General features: G+C 55.1%; 13 protein-coding genes and 2 pseudogenes. 9 read left to right on the forward strand and 6 right to left on the reverse strand.

Annotation, left to right across the window (positions count from 1 at the left end):
- Window positions 1-9: 9 nt before the first annotated feature.
- Window positions 10-852, forward strand: coding sequence for a BtpA/SgcQ family protein (locus tag H1Y61_RS23880; protein WP_180575337.1), 843 nt, complete (start codon window positions 10-12; stop codon window positions 850-852).
- A gap of 5 nt (window positions 853-857) precedes the next feature.
- Entirely contained in the window at window positions 858-2,153 is a 1,296-nt protein-coding gene (locus H1Y61_RS23885) for a Zn-dependent hydrolase (protein ID WP_180575338.1), read from the forward strand.
- 37 nt (window positions 2,154-2,190) lie between these two features.
- On the opposite strand, the gene H1Y61_RS23890 is transcribed toward H1Y61_RS23885, so the two are convergent.
- The 3 genes from H1Y61_RS23890 to H1Y61_RS23900 form a co-directional block, all read right to left on the reverse strand.
- Window positions 2,191-5,274: an efflux RND transporter permease subunit gene (locus H1Y61_RS23890; RefSeq protein ID WP_180575339.1), complete on the reverse strand. Its 3,084-nt coding sequence runs from the start codon at window positions 5,272-5,274 to the stop codon at window positions 2,191-2,193.
- The gene (locus H1Y61_RS23895; RefSeq protein ID WP_180575512.1) at window positions 5,271-6,311 is read right to left on the reverse strand and encodes an efflux RND transporter periplasmic adaptor subunit; all 1,041 of its coding nucleotides are present in this window, start codon (window positions 6,309-6,311) and stop codon (window positions 5,271-5,273) included. Before H1Y61_RS23895 ends, H1Y61_RS23890 begins: the two co-directional genes overlap by 4 nt.
- Before the next feature lie 62 nt (window positions 6,312-6,373).
- Window positions 6,374-7,846, reverse strand: a complete 1,473-nt coding sequence (locus tag H1Y61_RS23900) for an efflux transporter outer membrane subunit (protein ID WP_180575340.1) — start codon at window positions 7,844-7,846, stop codon at window positions 6,374-6,376.
- Between the two features lie 155 nt (window positions 7,847-8,001).
- On the opposite strand from H1Y61_RS23900, the gene H1Y61_RS23905 reads away from it, so the two are divergent.
- On the forward strand, window positions 8,002-8,688 hold the full coding sequence (locus H1Y61_RS23905) for a response regulator transcription factor (RefSeq protein ID WP_180575341.1): 687 nt from the start codon (window positions 8,002-8,004) through the stop codon (window positions 8,686-8,688).
- Window positions 8,688-9,959 (forward strand): HAMP domain-containing sensor histidine kinase, encoded by a 1,272-nt coding sequence (locus H1Y61_RS23910; protein ID WP_180575342.1) that lies wholly within the window; start codon window positions 8,688-8,690, stop codon window positions 9,957-9,959. The genes H1Y61_RS23905 and H1Y61_RS23910 overlap by 1 nt, the downstream gene beginning before the upstream one ends.
- 134 nt (window positions 9,960-10,093) lie before the next feature.
- Here H1Y61_RS23910 and H1Y61_RS23915 read toward each other — a convergent pair.
- A pseudogene (locus tag H1Y61_RS23915) lies at window positions 10,094-10,393 on the reverse strand (acyl-CoA thioesterase); the annotation flags it as partial.
- A 14-nt stretch (window positions 10,394-10,407) separates the two neighbouring features.
- On the opposite strand from H1Y61_RS23915, the gene H1Y61_RS23920 reads away from it, so the two are divergent.
- Together H1Y61_RS23920 and H1Y61_RS23925 are read left to right on the forward strand one after the other, a co-directional pair.
- Complete coding sequence (locus H1Y61_RS23920) at window positions 10,408-11,469, forward strand: zinc-dependent alcohol dehydrogenase family protein (protein ID WP_235680976.1); 1,062 nt, start codon at window positions 10,408-10,410, stop codon at window positions 11,467-11,469.
- Window positions 11,470-11,710: 241 nt separating this feature from the next.
- A pseudogene (locus H1Y61_RS23925) lies at window positions 11,711-12,464 on the forward strand (IS6 family transposase).
- Between the two features lie 79 nt (window positions 12,465-12,543).
- Here the strand turns inward: H1Y61_RS23925 and H1Y61_RS23930 are convergent.
- Window positions 12,544-13,248 (reverse strand): anti-sigma factor, encoded by a 705-nt coding sequence (locus H1Y61_RS23930; protein ID WP_180575343.1) that lies wholly within the window; start codon window positions 13,246-13,248, stop codon window positions 12,544-12,546.
- Entirely contained in the window at window positions 13,245-13,790 is a 546-nt protein-coding gene (locus H1Y61_RS23935; RefSeq protein ID WP_180575514.1) for a sigma-70 family RNA polymerase sigma factor, read from the reverse strand. Before H1Y61_RS23935 ends, H1Y61_RS23930 begins: the two co-directional genes overlap by 4 nt.
- Before the next feature lie 204 nt (window positions 13,791-13,994).
- Here H1Y61_RS23935 and H1Y61_RS23940 point away from each other — a divergent pair, with 204 nt between their 5' ends.
- The 3 genes from H1Y61_RS23940 (at window position 13,995) to H1Y61_RS23950 (ending at window position 16,391) form a co-directional block, all read left to right on the forward strand.
- A complete protein-coding gene (locus H1Y61_RS23940) occupies window positions 13,995-14,783 on the forward strand; it encodes a DUF4394 domain-containing protein (protein WP_180575344.1) in 789 nt (262 codons plus the stop codon).
- A 309-nt stretch (window positions 14,784-15,092) separates the two neighbouring features.
- Window positions 15,093-16,103 carry an IS30 family transposase gene (locus H1Y61_RS23945; RefSeq protein WP_180575345.1) on the forward strand — a complete coding sequence of 337 codons (1,011 nt, stop codon included), beginning with the start codon at window positions 15,093-15,095 and terminating at the stop codon, window positions 16,101-16,103.
- Between the two features lie 84 nt (window positions 16,104-16,187).
- Complete coding sequence (locus H1Y61_RS23950; RefSeq protein ID WP_041699854.1) at window positions 16,188-16,391, forward strand: hypothetical protein; 204 nt, start codon at window positions 16,188-16,190, stop codon at window positions 16,389-16,391.
- Window positions 16,392-16,815 lie beyond the last annotated feature (424 nt).

The following is a 16,815-nucleotide window of genomic DNA, read 5'->3' on the forward strand; positions in this document are numbered from 1 at the left end:
AAATGAGAAATGCTGAATATATCCGACAACACATCAAGCACTATGCGAGAAATTTTCGGGCGCGACAAGGCGCTGATCGGCATGATCCATTGCCCGGCCTTTCCCGGTGCGCCGCGTTATCGCGGCGCGAGCATGACTGAGATTTACGATGCCTGTATGCTTGATGCCGAGGCCCTGATCGAGGGCGGAATGCATGGACTGATCATTGAAAACCACGGCGACATTCCCTTTTCCAAGCCGGATGACATTGGGCCGGAAACATCTGCTTTCATGAGCGTTGTTACCGACCGCATTTGCCGCTCAGTTGGAGTTCCGCTTGGCATCAATGTGCTGGCCAATGCACCCATTCCGGCCTTTGCCATTGCCATGGCGGGCGGGGCAAAATTCGTGCGGGTCAACCAATGGGCCAATGCCTATGTCGCCAATGAAGGCTTCATGGAGGGACGAGCGGCGGAGGCCATGCGCTACCGTTCCATGCTGCGGGCAGAGCATATCAAGGTGTTTGCCGATAGCCATGTCAAGCACGGCGCCCACGCCATCACTGCCGACCGCACCATTCAGGAATTGACCCGTGACCTTGCGTTTTTCGATGCCGATGCGGTGATTGCCACCGGCCAGCGCACCGGCAATTCCGCGACCATGGAGGAGATTGAAGAGATCGGAGCGGCGACGCATCTGCCCCTTTTGGTTGGTTCGGGTGTTTCCAAGGACAATATCGTCGAGATCCTGAAACGCACCAACGGGGTTATCGTCGCTTCATCACTCAAACATGGCGATGTCTGGTGGAATCCGGTCGATATCGAACGGGTCAAAGCTTTCGTGGCGGCGGCCCAGCCTGGCTTGAAGGCGTAAATACCATGGCACAGGCGGGTGAAGGACTGTTAGAGGTCAATGGCAAGCGGCTTTTGGCCCGATTGGACCAATTTGCCGCGATTGGCGCAACGCCCAAAGGCGGTGTTAATCGGCAGGCCCTGACGGCGCTTGATCGTCAGGCGCGGCAATTGCTGGCCGATCTCGGCCGGGCGCGTGGATTTTCCGTCTATCAAGATCCGATCGCCAATCTGTTCTTGCGCCGCGAGGGCCAGAACCCGGATTTGCCGCCGCTGCTGATCGGCAGCCATCTCGACAGCCAGCCCTCTGGCGGGCGGTTTGATGGTGCGCTGGGCACACTCTGCGCCTTCGAAGTTTTGGAAACATTGGAAGACAATGGCATAGACACCGTCAGGCCTGTCGAGGTTGTTGCCTTCACCAATGAAGAGGGCTGCCGTTTTTCACCCGGATGCATGGGGTCCATGGCCTTTTCGCAGGGTGCCATTCCCGCCGCATGGTCTATGGCGCGGGCAACGGATGGCGCGCTGTTTTCCGATGACTTGACAGCAACGCTTGATGATTTGCAAGGCGCGGCCATGAGGCCGCTGGGCTTTCCGGTGTTTGCTTATCTTGAAGTGCATATCGAGCAAGGCCCATCCTTGGAAAAAGAGGATCTGCCCATCGGCATCGTCACAGGCATTCAGGGCACCCGCTGGCTTCAGGTGACCATTTCGGGCCAGACTGCCCATGCAGGCACCACAGCATTGTCCTATCGCAAAGACCCCATGCGCGCCGCCGTCTCCGGCTTGAACGTGCTTTATAATGACATCATGCCGGGGGATGCCCAATCACGCCTGACAGTCGGCCGGTTTTCGCTGGAGCCGGGGGCCATCAATGCCATTCCGGCAGCGGTGACGTTTTCGCTGGATATCCGCCACCCCAATGGTGACCAACTGGATCTGATTGAAGCGAAGATACGCAAGGTCCTGCAGGATCATGCCGGGAAGAATGGATGTGATCTCGAAATGGAACTGCTTTTCGACATGGCTCCAGCGCGTTTCCCAGATCATCTGGTTACCATACTGGAGGGTGCGGTTGTTAAGGCTGGTTTTGCCCATAAATCCATGGTGTCCGGCGCTTTTCACGATGCACTCTTCATCAATCATGTCGCACCCTCTGCGATGATTTTCACCCCATGCCGAGACGGATTGAGCCATAACGAAGAAGAGTATGTCAAACCTGCGGATTCTGTCGCAGGAGCGCAAGTGCTGCTGACCGCGAGCGTGCAACTCCTGTCAAACTTGGCGACACAGGCATCTGTCGTTGTCGCTCACCTCCGTTAGAGTGCCAGGACACAGCCAATCAACCGAATCGAAACCATCAGCCGTTCACGGATTCCCCATCTGCAATATCCTTTTGGCTCTTCACGAAGGGCCGTTTGACAAGACCCAGCAGGTCATCAACAAAGGTGAAAATGACGGGGATCACCAATAGGCTCAGAACGGTGGATGTGAGCAAACCGCCAATCACAACGATGGACATGGGTTGGCGAAAACTCGTATCGCCGCCGCTGAGGCTCAGTGCAACGGGGGCCATGCCAGCGCCCATGGCGATGGTTGTCATCACGATGGGTCGGGCGCGCTTGTGGCAGGCATCGATAAGCGCCTCGTAGCGGTCCATGCCATTGCGTCGCGCCATGATGGCATATTCCACCAGCAAAATTGAATTCTTGCTGACAATGCCCATCAGCATCAACAGGCCAATGACGGCGGGCATGGAGAAACTCGTGCCTGTGGCAATCAACGGAAAGAGTGCGCCGCCAAGCGAGAGGGGAAGTGCCATCAGGATTGTCGCTGGCTGCATGAAATCATGGAACAACAACACCAGCACCGCATAAATGCAGAAGATACCGATGCCCATGGCCAAGGCAAAGCTGGTGAACAATTCCGACATCCGCTCAAGCTCGCCCTGCTGCACAACATGCACCCCCGGCGGAAGGTGGCTCAAGCCCGGCAACGCCATCGCCTCTTTGTTGACATCTCCCAAGGCACGGCCATTCAACTGAATGGTGAAGGTAATGTTGCGGGATCTATCGATCCGATCAATCTCCGAGGGGCTGCCCCCGATCCGGATTCCGGCAATCGCGCCGAGTGATACTTTGCCGTTCGTCCCGGAGAGTTGCAGTTGCGAGATAGCATCAAGGTTGCGAATATATTTCGGATCAAGCCGAACACGGATATCGATCTGCCGCTGCGGAAGATTGAACTTGGACCGTGATGTGGAATAGTCGCCATCGGTTGCCACGCGCACAACATCCGCAATTGTATCCGAGGTGATACCCAAAGCCGCCGCACGGGCAAAATTCGGGCTGATCTGAATTTCGGGGGCCTGTCTGGCTGCGCTGGATGTAATGCCGCCAATGCCTTTCAAGCCATGCAATTGTTCTCCCACAACAGCAGCGGTCTGATCGAGAAGGATCGGATCATCGCTTGCCAGCGTCAGCTGCAGCTCGGTGCCATTGCCGCCGTTGCCAACTTCGACACGTACACCAGCAAGCTGCTGCAAGGCATCGCGCATCTGTTGCTCGATTTGCGATTGCTTCAGTTTTCGATCATTGATTGGGGTAAGATCAACCACCAATGTGGCGGTTGTCACGTCACTGGTTGTGCTGCTATCGGCACCGCCGCCACTTGTGGTGGAGCCGACGACAGTGAACACGCGCTTGATGTTTTCAAGGCCTGAAATCAGTTTTACGGCTTTCAGCGACATGGCTTCCGTGTCGGAAAGCTCTGATCCCGGCGGCATTGTCAATGTCACTTGCGTCTGTGCGTTGTCAGAGGCGGGAAAGAAGCCGGTCTTCAGCAGAGACACTGCCGAAAGTGACACGACAAGAAAGACGATAATGCCAAGACTGGTCAGAAAACGGTGGCGCAGGCATGCGCGCACAATGGAGAGATAGGTCTTCATAATGACCCCATCCACTTCCACTTTCGGCGTCGCCTTCATCATGTAAGCAGCCATCATCGGCGTTAGAAAACGCGCAACCATCAGCGATGCCAGCACCGCGACGGCGGCGGTGACGCCGAACTGCTTGAAGATCAACCCGGGAATCCCGGCCATGAACGCGGTTGGCAGAAAAACCGCAACCAGCGTGAATGTGGTTGCAATCACCGCAAGGCCGATTTCGTCGGCGGCCTCCATGGCGGCATCAAAGGGTTTTTTGCCCATGCGCAGATGTCGCTCGATATTTTCAACCTCGACGATTGCGTCGTCAACGAGAATCCCCACCACCAGCGAAATCGAAAGCAGCGAAATCGTATTGAGGCTGAAATTCGCCAGATAGATCACCAGGAATGTCGGAATGATGGAGAGCGGCAAAGCCACAGCAGAAAGAAGGGTTGCCCGAAAATCGCGCAGGAAGAGAAACACCACGACAATCGCCAGCGCCGCTCCCTCGTACAGCATGTGCATCGACGCTTCATAATTGTCGATTGTTGGCTGAACCGTGGTGTAGGCCTGCACAATTTCGACTTCGGGATGCTCGGCTGCAAATGCTGCCATCACCCGCGTCAGGTCGGTGGCGACACCCGTATCGGAATAGCCGTTGCTGCGCTTGACCTCAACGGCAATCACCGGCGTCTGCCCCATATAAGCAAGCGATGAACGTTCGGAAAAGCCATCCGTCACCTTGGCGATCTGGTCGAGACGCACACTCTTGCCATTGGAAAACGGAATTGAAAGTGCTGCAATGTCTTTGACGGAGTTGACGGCCCCCAATGTGCGCACTGTCTGATGCAGCCCGTTCAAATCTCCACGCCCGCCGGAGGCATTTTCCTGCACCAATTTCAGCTGGGATGACACGTCCGCCGCCGTCACACCAAATGAAGTCAGCAAGTCCGGGTTGATATCGACATGAATTTCGCGGTCCACACCGCCAAAACGATCAACCTCTCCGACGCCTTGGGCTTTCAGCAAAGCCTTGGTCATATCATTGTCAACGAACCACGACAGTTCCGTTTCATTCAGCTTGGTTGATCGCACCGCATAGGTTTGTAGCACCGACGATTGCACCGTGACCCGCGAGACGCTGGGTGTTTGCATCGCCGATGGCAGATCGGTGACGCTATCCACCGCGTTGCGAACTTCATTCAGCGCCTGTTCCCCGTCTTTTTCCAGACTGAAGGAGACGCTGATCGAGACGGAGCCGTCGGTGATTGTCGTGGTGATATGGTCCAGCTTGTTGAGGGTTGCCAGCTTGTCTTCGATCTTGCGGGCAACTTCGGTTTCAAGTTGCGATGGCGCGGTGCCATCCAGTGTCGCGCTGATCTTGATTGTCGGCAGGTCCATGTCCGGAAACTGCTGAATCTTGAGTTTCTCGAAGGCAATCAAGCCGCAAACGGTCATGAGTGCAAACAGGAGAATGGCTGGAACCGGATTGCGGATGGAAAAAGCTGAAATATTCATTTGGTGGCGGCCTTCACAAGCACGAGATCATTGTCGGACAGGAAGGCCCCCCCTGCTTCCACAATCTGTGCGTGAGCATCAATCCCTGAAAGGATTTCAACCCGGCCGTTATTGCGTCGGCCAATGTCGACGCGCAAGCGCGTAACCCGGTTATCGGCGTTGACCCTGAAGACGTAATTGATGCCGTCACTGTAAACCAAAGCGGTTTCGGGCAGGGTGAGCGCGGGCGTGACGGCAAGCTCAATGGTGCCGGATTCGTAGAGGCCAACCCGGATATCAGGATCATTTGGAAGGGTCACATAGATCGTGCCGCGTCCCGTGTCATTGCTGACAATCGGGCTGACAAGGCGGACAGTTCCTTCAAAGCTCTTGCCTGATTGATCATGGCCCGATGGATCATGAATGATGGCCTTGGCACCGGGATGGATGCGCGGCAGTTGATAGGACGGAACTTCTGCCTGCCACTCAATGCGTCCTTGACGCACGAGGCGAAACAGCTCGGTTCCGGCTGAAACCACATTGCCAAGATCGGCGGAACGCGATGAAACAATGCCGCTGTCGGGTGCTGTTATCGTTGTCTGCGCAAGCGTGATCTTGCTTGATTCAAGCGAGGCTTCATCAGACGCGAGATCGGCTGCATCTGTCTGTTCGGTGATGTAATAGCCAAGGGTGTCCTGATCGGACAACGCGCCAGAACCCGTGACCTTTTTTGCCCGCAGGCTATCGGCTTTCGCTTTGGCGAGCGTGGCCTTGGCAGAGGCGACAGCCGCTTCCTGCTTGTGAACATCGGCGATGGCGCTTGCATCTGACAATCTCGCCAGCACATCGCCTTTCTGCACCACAGAGCCGATATCAACCAGAATATCCGTGATTTTTAAAGAGCCGGTTTCGGCTGCAACAATTGCTTCCTGCCACGCCGCCAACCAGCCGCTGACCGCAATCGTGTCTGCCCATTGCAATGTTTGCGGTGTGGTAACGGACACTGTCAGCGCCGCAGACTGCGTGGTTTGCGCTTGCTCGGTCTTGGAAAAGCCCATAGATGGCACGCCAAGACACGCCACCGACACAACAACCAACCCCGCACTGCGGAAAACTGAACTCACTGTTTTACTCCTTTGGCATCTACGTCACTTGCCATCACGCCGCCCGTTGCATTCGGGGTCCAGCCGCCGCCCATCGCCTTGTAAAGAGCGATCCAATCACGCACGGCATCGCGTTGATTTTCCACAAGCGTTAACTCGGCGGCCTGCAATTCGCGGCGCGCATCTTCGCGGTCGAGAACACTTGCCCCGCCCGCCTTCCAATTGGTGTCTATGGCTTTGAAATACGCCCGGTAGTTCTTTGCCGCGACCACAGCATCACCAATCTGACGCTCTGTGCTATCGACATTCACCATCGCCGTTTCCACGGCGTTGATGGCCGTCAGAACACCGGACTTATAACTCGCAATGGCAGCCTTATAGGCCGCTTCCTTGTATTTGACGGTGGCGCGAAGCGATCCGCCGTCAAAAATCGGGATTGAAACGGCTGGCCCAAAGGACCACGGCAGGCTTGTTCCGCTGGATGTCGAATGGCTCGCCGTCAGCGTGCCGCTCAGAGAAAAGCTTGGGTAAAGATCGGCTTTGGCCGTTGCGACATCGGCAAGCGAGGCGGCGGCTTCTTTTTCCAGCGCGTTCACATCCGGTCTTTGCCGGATAACATTGACTGGTATTGCATCAACGGACAGTTTTGCAGGGCGGGGTATTTTCGACGAGCTTTTATTGAGAATATCGCGCACTTTGCCTTCATCAACGGCAACGAGTTCGGTAATCGATTTGATCAGAACCTCGCAATCCGCCACCTGTGACTTCAGGGACGAAGACGTGCTCGCCGCACTTGCTTTGATCAGGGCGAGATCGGAGGTCGATTTCAATCCGGATGCGGTGGAAACCTCCGTTGCCTTGACAGTATCGCGTTGAGAAACCAGCTCGGCTGCATAAATGCCCTGCAACTGCCGACATCCCCTGTATTGCACGTAGTCATCGGCAACTTCAGCGGCAAGTGTGACGCGCGCATCATACCAGTCTGCCGTTTCTTCGGCCACGCGCTGGCGGGCGGCCTCGACGGTGTTGCGCGTCTTGCCGAAAAAATCCAGCTCCCACGAGGCATCCAGCTCTCCGGTACCCGTGGTGGAGGGGGAAACGCGGCTGGCTCTTGATCCCCTCGTTCCAGAACGGTCATAGGAACCGGAACCGGTCAGGGATGGGAAATAGTCTGCCTTTGATGAGGCCAAGGTGGCGCGGGCTTCTTCAATCTCGGCAACTGCGGATTCAAGGGTGGGGCTGTTGGCTTCGGCGGTGCGCAAAAGCTCTGAGAGGGCAGGATCATTAAAGGTGTTCCACCAATCAACCAGCTGTGCGGTGCTGCCCGAATGCGGCAACGTCGCATGCCAGCGGTCTGCCAATTTGGAAATATCCACATTTGACTGGGTCACCGCCACGCAGGCCGACAAGGGTACGACAATCAGACTGAGCCACCATTTGCCATGCCGCATACTGTTCGGTTGAAGTGCATTGTCATGTGCTGGCGTCATCAGATCCGGCCCTGGTTTCGCAATCGTGCGGACCGATCTTTAAAGATGTGAATGTTAAGTGCCGTCAGGGATGTGTAAAATTGGGTAAAATAACACTTGCTAGCCGTGCGGCCGGTTTATCCTGTCCTTTATAATTTCAATGGCAGACCAGATCGATGACCAATGTACTCTTGATTGACGACGATAAGGAGCTGACCACGATTCTGAGTGAGTACCTGACGGAAGAAGGCTTCACGGTATTTGCAGCGGTCAATGGCAAGCAGGGACTGGCTGAGATCGCTGCCCGCAGGATCGATATGATCGTCCTTGATATCATGATGCCGCAAATGAACGGAATTGATGTTTTGCAACGAATACGCCGCGTCAGCGAGGTTCCCGTTCTCATGCTCACCGCCCGTGGCGATGACGTAGACCGCATTTCCGGCCTCAATCTGGGTGCTGATGATTATGTGGCAAAACCCTGCTCATCCGGTGAGCTTGTTGCCCGGCTCCGCGCGATCCTCAGACGCATTGGCCCGGAAAAGGATGTCGAGACCAACCAATTGCGATCGGGTGATCTGGTTTTAAACCCGGCCAACAGAACTGCGGAATGGCGCGGCCTGCCGTTTGAGCTCACCGGCACAGAATTTATCCTGCTTGAAGTGTTGGTGCGCAATGCGGGACAGCTGCTTTCAAGGCAGTTTATCTCAAAGCAGGCATTCGGCCGTCCGCTGGTGGCCTTTGATCGACGCATCGATGTTCACATCAGCAGCGTGCGACAGAAACTGGGCCGACGGGAGGACGGGCAGTCCTGGATTCAGTCCGTGCGCGGACAGGGCTACCAACTCATCCGGGATGTTTGATGACAAGGCTTTTCCGAAAATTCTTCATTTTCGTCTGGCTGGCGATGACCGTGTCTATCGTCGGCATCATTTCACTGGATAGGGTCTTCCATCTGTTTCCGCTGAAAAGCGAGAGGCAGCAAGAACGCATATCGTTTGTCTTGCAGACCATAGGGGACGTCCTTGAGCAAAAAGGCTTGGTCGAGGCCGGTAAGTTTGCACAGGCTTGGGTCACTTTCGCAAATCCGGTGAGTGTTAGTATTTCGCCCGTGCCGAATCTTCAATGCGCAACGGGTAACGACGAGACCCTGGCCATTTATCGCCATCACGACGGCGCTTGTTTCCGTCTTTCCAGTCAACTCAGACATTATAATTTCATTGAGGACGCGCTTCCAGATGCTTTGCCATGGATCGCCACAGTTATTGCCAGTACGTTATCGGCCCTTTGGATCACACGCTATCTGGTCGGTCCTGTGGCCAAGCTCAGAAATGGGCTCAGTGCCTTGGCGAAAGGCGATTTTCACACCAGAATCGGTGGCAATTTCGGCAAAGGCCAGGATGAAATCACGGCGCTGGCAATGGATTTCGATGTGACAGCCGCACGCTTGCAGGAATTGCAGGAAGCGCAACAACGGCTCTTTCATGATGTCTCCCATGAACTCCGCTCGCCACTCTCGAGATTACAGGCCGTTTTGGGCGTGCTGGACAAGAATCCGGGCCGCATCGATATGATCGCCTCGCGTATGGGGCGGGAAGTCATGCGGCTCGACGCCCTTGTCGATGAAATCCTGACGCTGGCACGCATAAGCTCGCCCGAACATGCACCGCCAGAACGCCAGACCATTGATCTCATTGATCTGATAACCCGGATTGTCGATGACGCCTGCTTTGAAGGGCAGGATCGGGGGGTCGATGTGACCTATAGCGGCTGCGACAGTTTTATCGCAACATTGAACGGAGAACTCATCTACCGGGCCATAGAGAATGTTGTTCGAAACGCAGTCAAATTTACAACGGACGATTCGACCGTTGCCGTGACGGCGCAGGCGTTTCGGGATGTCCTGTCGATCAGCGTCACAGACAATGGCCCCGGCGTTCCCGCTTGCGATCTGGAGAGGATCTTTCTGCCGTTTTCCCGATCCGAAATAGGTGAAACCGCGAAGGGTCACGGGCTGGGCCTTGCCATTACGCGCAAAGCCCTGGAACTACATCATGGCAGCGCAGTTGCCAGCCTTACACAAGAAGGTCATCTTTTGATGACGCTGAAAGTGCCAGCTTCTCCTGGCTTATGAAGTAGCATCGAAAACTGGGGCTGACTCATATGTGGAACGGCCGGCTCTGATGATGTAACCGCTCTCCGACGACCTCAATGTGCGAAGGTGGGTCTCCATGGGTCCACACAGGAGAGCGGTTACATCATCAGAGCCCATACGAGTTGTCCGGTCGCGCAAAAGACATGATCTCGCTCGCGATGGAGGTTGATTTCGAACGTCAAACTTATATTGCCTATCCGAGCGACCTTCACGTCCGCTTGCACGAGGTCATCGACGTCGAGAGGGCTGTGAAACGTGATTTCCGCTTTTTTCACATGATACGCAACGCCAGATGTTCTATGCCTGAACTGCGAAAGAATTCCGATCTCGCGGAGAAATTCGACAACTGGATCCTCGCAGTAGTCCAGGTAAACGGAATTGTGGACATGGCCATATATATCGATATCCCGCATTGAGACCCTGAACTGTGCAGGCTGTATTGGCTTTTCTGTCACGGACGGGCATCTTCCCCTTTAAGTTGTTAGTTTCAACCTTACGCAACAGAAAAGCAATGTTCCAAAGAGCGATAATTCGAGAATTTGGCGAAGCGAGCGAAGTGGTTGAACTCGAAGCATATAGGCCTGCGCAGCTTGCTGAGGGCTGTGTGCGGGTCAGAATGATCGCTCGTTCGATCAACCCGTCAGACCTCATTACCATTTCCGGCGCTTACCGATCGCGGATAGCCTTGCCGTTCCTTCCTGGTTTCGAGGGCGTTGGTATTGTCGAAGAAATCGGATCTGGCGTTTCCACCTTGCAAAAGGGAGATCGCGTCATGCCAATCGGCAGCGCTGGCGCCTGGCAGGATCTCAAAGATGCCGATGCGGCCTGGTGCTTGGCGGTTTGCGACGATATTTCTGATGAACAGGCGGCAGTGAGCTATGTAAATCCGATGACAGCATGGGTCATGCTCAACGAGATAGGACGGGTCAGGCCTGGAATGCGGATTGCAATCACGGCAGCGGGTTCAGCAATCGGGCAAATGATGATCCGCATTGCAAATATCGCGGGATTGGCGCCGATCGCTTTCGTCCGGAGCGAGGAATCCGCTTCGCTTTTAGCAGGGGCTTCCACCACCACGGTAATCTATAAAACAGCTGACGAATATCTGGCATCCATCAAATGCCTGGCAAACGATGGTTTGGTAGACATTGTCTTCGATAACGTTGGAGGCCATGAGGCCGTCGCACTTGCTAAAATTCTGCGGCCAAACGGCCAATTCGTGCATTACGGCTTGTTGTCGGGACATTCGATCCCGCCATCATTCTGGTCCGATAGGCCTGATATCCGGTTTTCTATGTTTCATTTGCGCAGTTGGATTAGAGAGGTGCCACTCCCTCACGTACATCACGCCTACGCAAGCGTGTCTGCTCTCATTAAAAAAGGCGAAATATCCTCTAAAATCCGTAGCAGATATTGCCTGGATAATTTGCGCGAAGCGCTGATTGATGCCAGTAATCTGTCTTCCGCCGGGAAGGTGATTATTGCATGATGATTTCAATTGAACCGGTCGTGAGTTTTTAGAAGCCAGGTCAAGCGCCTACATCGCCGGTTGAAAATGCTCTCACTCCCTGTCCGGCGACATCGAGCAACAAGAAACCTCTATCATCCACCCCCACGCAATGGCCCTTAACAACGATGGTCCGATCTGGGGCTTGTCGCAATTTTTTTCGTTTAACGGTATGTTGCCTATCGGAAGAGAAATTCCGCTCCAATTGTTGCGGAGCGTACCGATGGTTCTGAATGCCATTACCGAGAAGCTGAAACGCCAATCGAAAGACGATTTCAAGGGACGGCATTTTGAGGCGTGGCTGATCATGCAGGCGGTTGCCTGGTACTTGCGTTACCCGCTTAGCTACCGCGACCTGGAGGAAATGTTCGCAGAGCGCGGCTTCGAGGTCGATCATAGCACGATCAACCGCTGGGTTCTGGCCTACGCACCGATGATCGAGAAGCGGTTACGTCAGTTTCGTCGGCCACATTGCGGCTCGGTTCGTGTCGATGAGACCTACGTCAAGATTCGCGGCAAGTGGCGATACGTGTATCGCGCAATCGACAAGCACGGCAATCCTGTCGGCTTCCTGCTGAGGGCAAAGCCCGGTCTTGATGCCGCCAAGCGGTTCTTCCGCAAGATGCTCAAAGACGAACCCTTGTTGTCGCCGAATAAGATCGGCACGGATGGCGCCAATACGTTTCCGTCGGCGATCAAAACATCGGTCGATAGCGGGCTGTTGCATCCGGATCCTGTGCACTATGCCACCAAGCATCTCCAACAAGGCATCGAAAGCGACCACTTCCGGCTGAAGAAGAACATGCCCAAGATCGGCGGGTTCCAGTCATTCAACACTGCGCGGCGAACCATCGCGGGTTTCGAGGCGATGCTGTGGTTGAGGAAAGGCTTCGGCTTTTTTGGCGGCTGGACCGTCAACGACCAGAACGATCTGCTTTGCGCGCCTCTTCGGACTGCAAAAGGTTAACAAAGTATAAATGCACACCGTTTAGGGGATAATCGCGGCCCACGAAAATCTTTGCGACAAGCCCCTCAGTTGCCTGTGCCACTGAAGCGTCATCGCGGCATACGGGCAAATCCCTTGGCAAGTATCGGTCCTGTGGGACGACCGGTCGGCGAACCGCCTGCCTGCTCAAGCGTCAACTCATAAAGCTGATCGTTGCGCGGCTTCGGCAGCGTCGGCCCATGGAGGCGGGCGGAACGCACGCCTTCCAGCAGGCCGAGAGGGACCGGCCCGACATCGCGAGAGGGCAGGGTCCAGACCTGGATCGTCTTGTCACGCGGAACGACGAAATCCGCCAGAAGCCGCACGGAGGCCTGGTCATTGCCGAAATCCTCGACAACCGCCTGAACCTCTCCCGCCTCGTTGACGAGGACGGCGACGACGAGTGGCTCCACCGTTCTGGTCAGGCTGTAGACGAGGCCGACGACGAGCAGTAGCGAGGCGGCAAGCGACGTGAGTGCAGCCAACTTCCAGCGGCGAGAGCCATTATCGTTTGCGATATGTGTGTTTGGTTTGGCGAGACGGTTGTCCTGAACTGGCAGGGAAGCCTCGATACGCTTCCAGAGATCCTCGCTGACGGGTCGAGGAGCCATACTCGTATCGAGCGGCAGGAAACGATCTCGACTGGCAGCAACGGCAGCCCTGAGTTCAGGGTCACGTTCCATGGCGTTCTCGATTTCTTCCGCCTGCGTTGGCTCGAGCAATCCCAGCACATATTCGTCGGCGAGATGCGCTATGTCTTTGCGGTCGTAGCTCATGCCATGCACTCCCGCAACGCCAGAAGCCCGCGCCTGATCCACGACTTGGTGGTGCCGAGCGGAATGCGCAGCCTGCCTGCAATTTCGCCATGGGAATAACCGCCAACATAGGCCATGAGAATTCCCTGGCGCTTGGTATCTTCCAGCGTACCGAGACAGTCATAGAGACGTGAATTGCGATCCAGGCGATGCCATGCTGCCATGATTTCATCCGTCTGCTGATCGTCCTGAAGCGTTTCAACCTCCTCGACGGAGTGTTCCCGCTTGCCATCACGCAACAGGTTGAGCGCCCGGTTTCGAACGATGGCATAGATCCAGCCGCGCGCCGAACCGCTATCAGAACGGTACTGGTAGGCATGCGTCCATATACGGATGAAAGAGTCCTGCACGACCTCTTCAGCAAGCTCGCGACGTCTGACGATGCGCTGGGCAACCGCGATGAGCTTACCCGCCTCCTGATCAAAGATGTGTCGCAATGCCAGGCGGTCGCCCTTTGCGCAGCCATCAAGCGCCTCATCGAGATTAACCGGCCTGGAGCCCATCACTGTCAAAACCATCTCCTTAGATTAGTGCGCAAACCGCCTGCCTTTTGCAAACTATACCCGCCGCGAGAGCGGAATAGATGCAGTCATCAAAAATATTTTCGAGCGCTGCATCCAAACGCATCGTCTGTTGTGTCTTCAAGATGGAAGGTCGTGAGCCAGACGGCGGAACCTTCTTCGATTTTGAACGCACGGGAGAAAAACATGCAGACCATTCGCTTTGCTTTAGCAGCCTCCATATCTGTCATTGCCACGGCAACATCGACCTTTGCGGCACCCGTTCTGGCATTGAGCGGCGACAAGACACTCGTGATTTTCGATACGGAAAAACCTTCCGTGACAAAGACGATGGATGTTACGGGCGTCGATAAGCTCGTCGGCATCGATTATCGCTCTGGCAACAAGACGGTCATTGGCGTAACGCCGGACCACCGTATTGTCAGAATCAACCTGGAGACGGGCGCTGCAAGCGAAGTGGCGAAGATGGACAAGATGCTGACCATGACTGACGCGCCCGTCGTGGTCGATTTCAACCCGATGGCAGACCGCCTGCGCTTCATGACCGGCACCACCAACCACCGCGTTCACCCCGATACGGGTGCCGTGACGGTTGACGGCGTGCTCGCTTTCGAAGAGGGCGATATGCATAAGGGCGAGACTCCGAACATCGTCGCAGCCGCCTATACCAATTCCATCGGCAAGCCGGAAAAGACTGCGATGTACAATATCGACGCCACTATCGGAGCGTTGATCCAGCAGACAAAGCCGAATGACGGCACACTGAAAGCCATCGGCAAGCTTGGCCTGAAAGACAAGCCCGCGACCTATGCCTTCGACATTCAAGGAATGGAGGGCGGCAAGAACACGGCCTATCTGGTGGCAAGCAAGATGCTTTACACCGTCAATCTCGAAACGGGCGCAGCGACCGAAGTCGGCGCGATCTCTGGTCTGGAAAATGAGGTGCGGGACATCGCAGTCCTGCCAGCGACCTGATACTGACGAGGAAGGCAGGCGATGAGCCTGCCTTCCTCTTCTTGACGCGTCGTCGGAGGGTGACCCCTGCGATCGGTTCCGTAAGGCTCTGATTAATTGAGATGAAATGGAGAGGTGCGGTGCAGACTTTAACAGAGAACAGTTCACATCACATTACATCGGGATTATTTGAAATTGGATCAAAATTCCCTTTTGAATTATGTTCCATAAGATAGATTATCAATTTTAATGATGTGCGGCGGGTGGGTTCAAGGATGAAGTGCGACTTGCAATAGATAACAAAGGTTTATCGTTTGCAAGGAAAGCGCAATGAAACGCACCTACTCCCATATCGACTTGGACGAACGTCGCAAGATCGCTCGCTGGCGTATGGCGGGCCAGAGTATTGAGATGATCGCCGAGACACTCGGTCGTCATCGCTCGACGATCTTTCGTGAAATCAAGCGGAATACGTTCATCGATGAGGTGGTCCCGGACCTGAATGGCTATTATTGCGTCACGGCGCATGACATGGCTTGCGAACGGCGCGCCAAGCTGCGGAAGCTGGCGCGCTTTGCGAATGTGAGGCAGTCCGTGATCGACCGGATCATGCATGGTTGGTCGCCCCAGCAGATCGCCGGTCGCATGCGGCTGGAACAGCATCCGATCTTTGTCAGCCACGAGACAATTTACAAGTTCGCATACTCGGCCGACGATCATGCCATCAAGCTGTGGCGTCACCTGCCGGAGCATCGAGCTAAGCGACGACCACGACATGCAAGACGCAAGCATGGTCAACGCTTTAGTCCGGAACTCAACATTCTGCATCGTCCAGATGTCGTTGCTGAACGCAAGCAGTTCGGGCATTGGGAATGCGATCTGATTCAGTTCCGGAAGAAGTTCGGCAAGGCCAACGTAACATCGCTCGTTGAGCGGGTGAGCCGCTTTACGATCTTGTTGCGCAACAATGATCGCCAGTCCCGCCCGGTCATGGATGGCATCATCCAGGCGCTGAGGAGCCTCCCTCACCTCGCCCGCCGATCAATGACATTCGACCGAGGCACAGAATTCACTGATTGGCCGTACCTTCAGGCTGGTATAGGCACGCAAACATGGTTTTGTGACCCTCAGTCGCCCTGGCAGAAAGGAACGGTCGAAAATACAAACAGGCGAGCGCGAAAATGGCTTTCCAGGGACGTCGATCCCTTGTCCGTAGCCGACACCGATCTGATTGAGATCTGCAATCGACTCAATCAGACACCGCGTAAATGCCTCGGCTACCGAACGCCGGCTGAGGTCTTCCGCAAGAAACTGCTCGCGCAGATGCGACATGCCAGCTAGCTTGAAAGCCACGCAGGTCGCGCTTCAGCGTGAACTCACAGGGGGGTGGGTTCAAAAATTGCATAAACCGAATCGGAGGCTCCATTGGATACTGTTACCATCGAAACACGTGCAGACTTTGCAAATTGGGCGATAGAACGGGCGCGTGCCATTGTCGCTGAACAAGGGGGACATCTCGCACTCGCTGCTCGTGATATGGACGAGGCACAGATCGGCGTTGCGGGGAATGCAATGGGTCAAGCGATTGTTGATGCACTCCTCGAAGTGTTCGATGGCTTAAGTACATAATAAGACCAGCAATGATAGCAGAACTTAGACGCGCCGAAGTGGTTGTCATGTCTATCTGAGTGTCCGCTGTGGAGTTTAACACCGCCATAGGCACCGAGCGTTGACCGCGATTATAAAAAAAGCAAATTGAACATGCAAAATGGCCCAAGCCGACGATTTATCCGCTTCTTGAGACCGATAATCATCATTCAATAGATCGCCAAGGCAGCAGCAGTTCCTAAAGTGAACGCCACGCTGTCTTCAGAAGTCGAAGGCCAGTCAAGTCTGGAACCGGGAATCCAGCCACAGAGCAAATCCGCCTTTGAATGCATTGGCGTTATCGCCGTGACGGGCATTGGTCGGAAGCGTTTTTAACTTAGTGACATTGCCGCCGCCTATTACAACATGTCCGCCATCAGCGCCTTTGAGACAAATGACTGGTAAT

This window comes from Agrobacterium vitis, from assembly GCF_013426735.1.
Lineage (GTDB): Bacteria > Pseudomonadota > Alphaproteobacteria > Rhizobiales > Rhizobiaceae > Allorhizobium > Allorhizobium vitis_D.

Excerpts from the sequence above, each read along its gene's own strand:
- H1Y61_RS23880 (WP_180575337.1), top strand. The coding sequence starts at position 10 with ATGCTGAATATATCCGACAACACATCAAGCACTATGCGAGAAATTTTC.
- H1Y61_RS23885 (WP_180575338.1), top strand. The coding sequence starts at position 858 with ATGGCACAGGCGGGTGAAGGACTGTTAGAGGTCAATGGCAAGCGGCTT.
- H1Y61_RS23890 (WP_180575339.1), bottom strand. The coding sequence starts at position 5,274 with ATGAATATTTCAGCTTTTTCCATCCGCAATCCGGTTCCAGCCATTCTC.
- H1Y61_RS23895 (WP_180575512.1), bottom strand. The coding sequence starts at position 6,311 with ATGGGCTTTTCCAAGACCGAGCAAGCGCAAACCACGCAGTCTGCGGCG.
- H1Y61_RS23900 (WP_180575340.1), bottom strand. The coding sequence starts at position 7,846 with ATGACGCCAGCACATGACAATGCACTTCAACCGAACAGTATGCGGCAT.
- H1Y61_RS23905 (WP_180575341.1), top strand. The coding sequence starts at position 8,002 with ATGACCAATGTACTCTTGATTGACGACGATAAGGAGCTGACCACGATT.
- H1Y61_RS23910 (WP_180575342.1), top strand. The coding sequence starts at position 8,688 with ATGACAAGGCTTTTCCGAAAATTCTTCATTTTCGTCTGGCTGGCGATG.
- H1Y61_RS23930 (WP_180575343.1), bottom strand. The coding sequence starts at position 13,248 with ATGAGCTACGACCGCAAAGACATAGCGCATCTCGCCGACGAATATGTG.
- H1Y61_RS23935 (WP_180575514.1), bottom strand. The coding sequence starts at position 13,790 with ATGGGCTCCAGGCCGGTTAATCTCGATGAGGCGCTTGATGGCTGCGCA.
- H1Y61_RS23940 (WP_180575344.1), top strand. The coding sequence starts at position 13,995 with ATGCAGACCATTCGCTTTGCTTTAGCAGCCTCCATATCTGTCATTGCC.
- H1Y61_RS23945 (WP_180575345.1), top strand. The coding sequence starts at position 15,093 with ATGAAACGCACCTACTCCCATATCGACTTGGACGAACGTCGCAAGATC.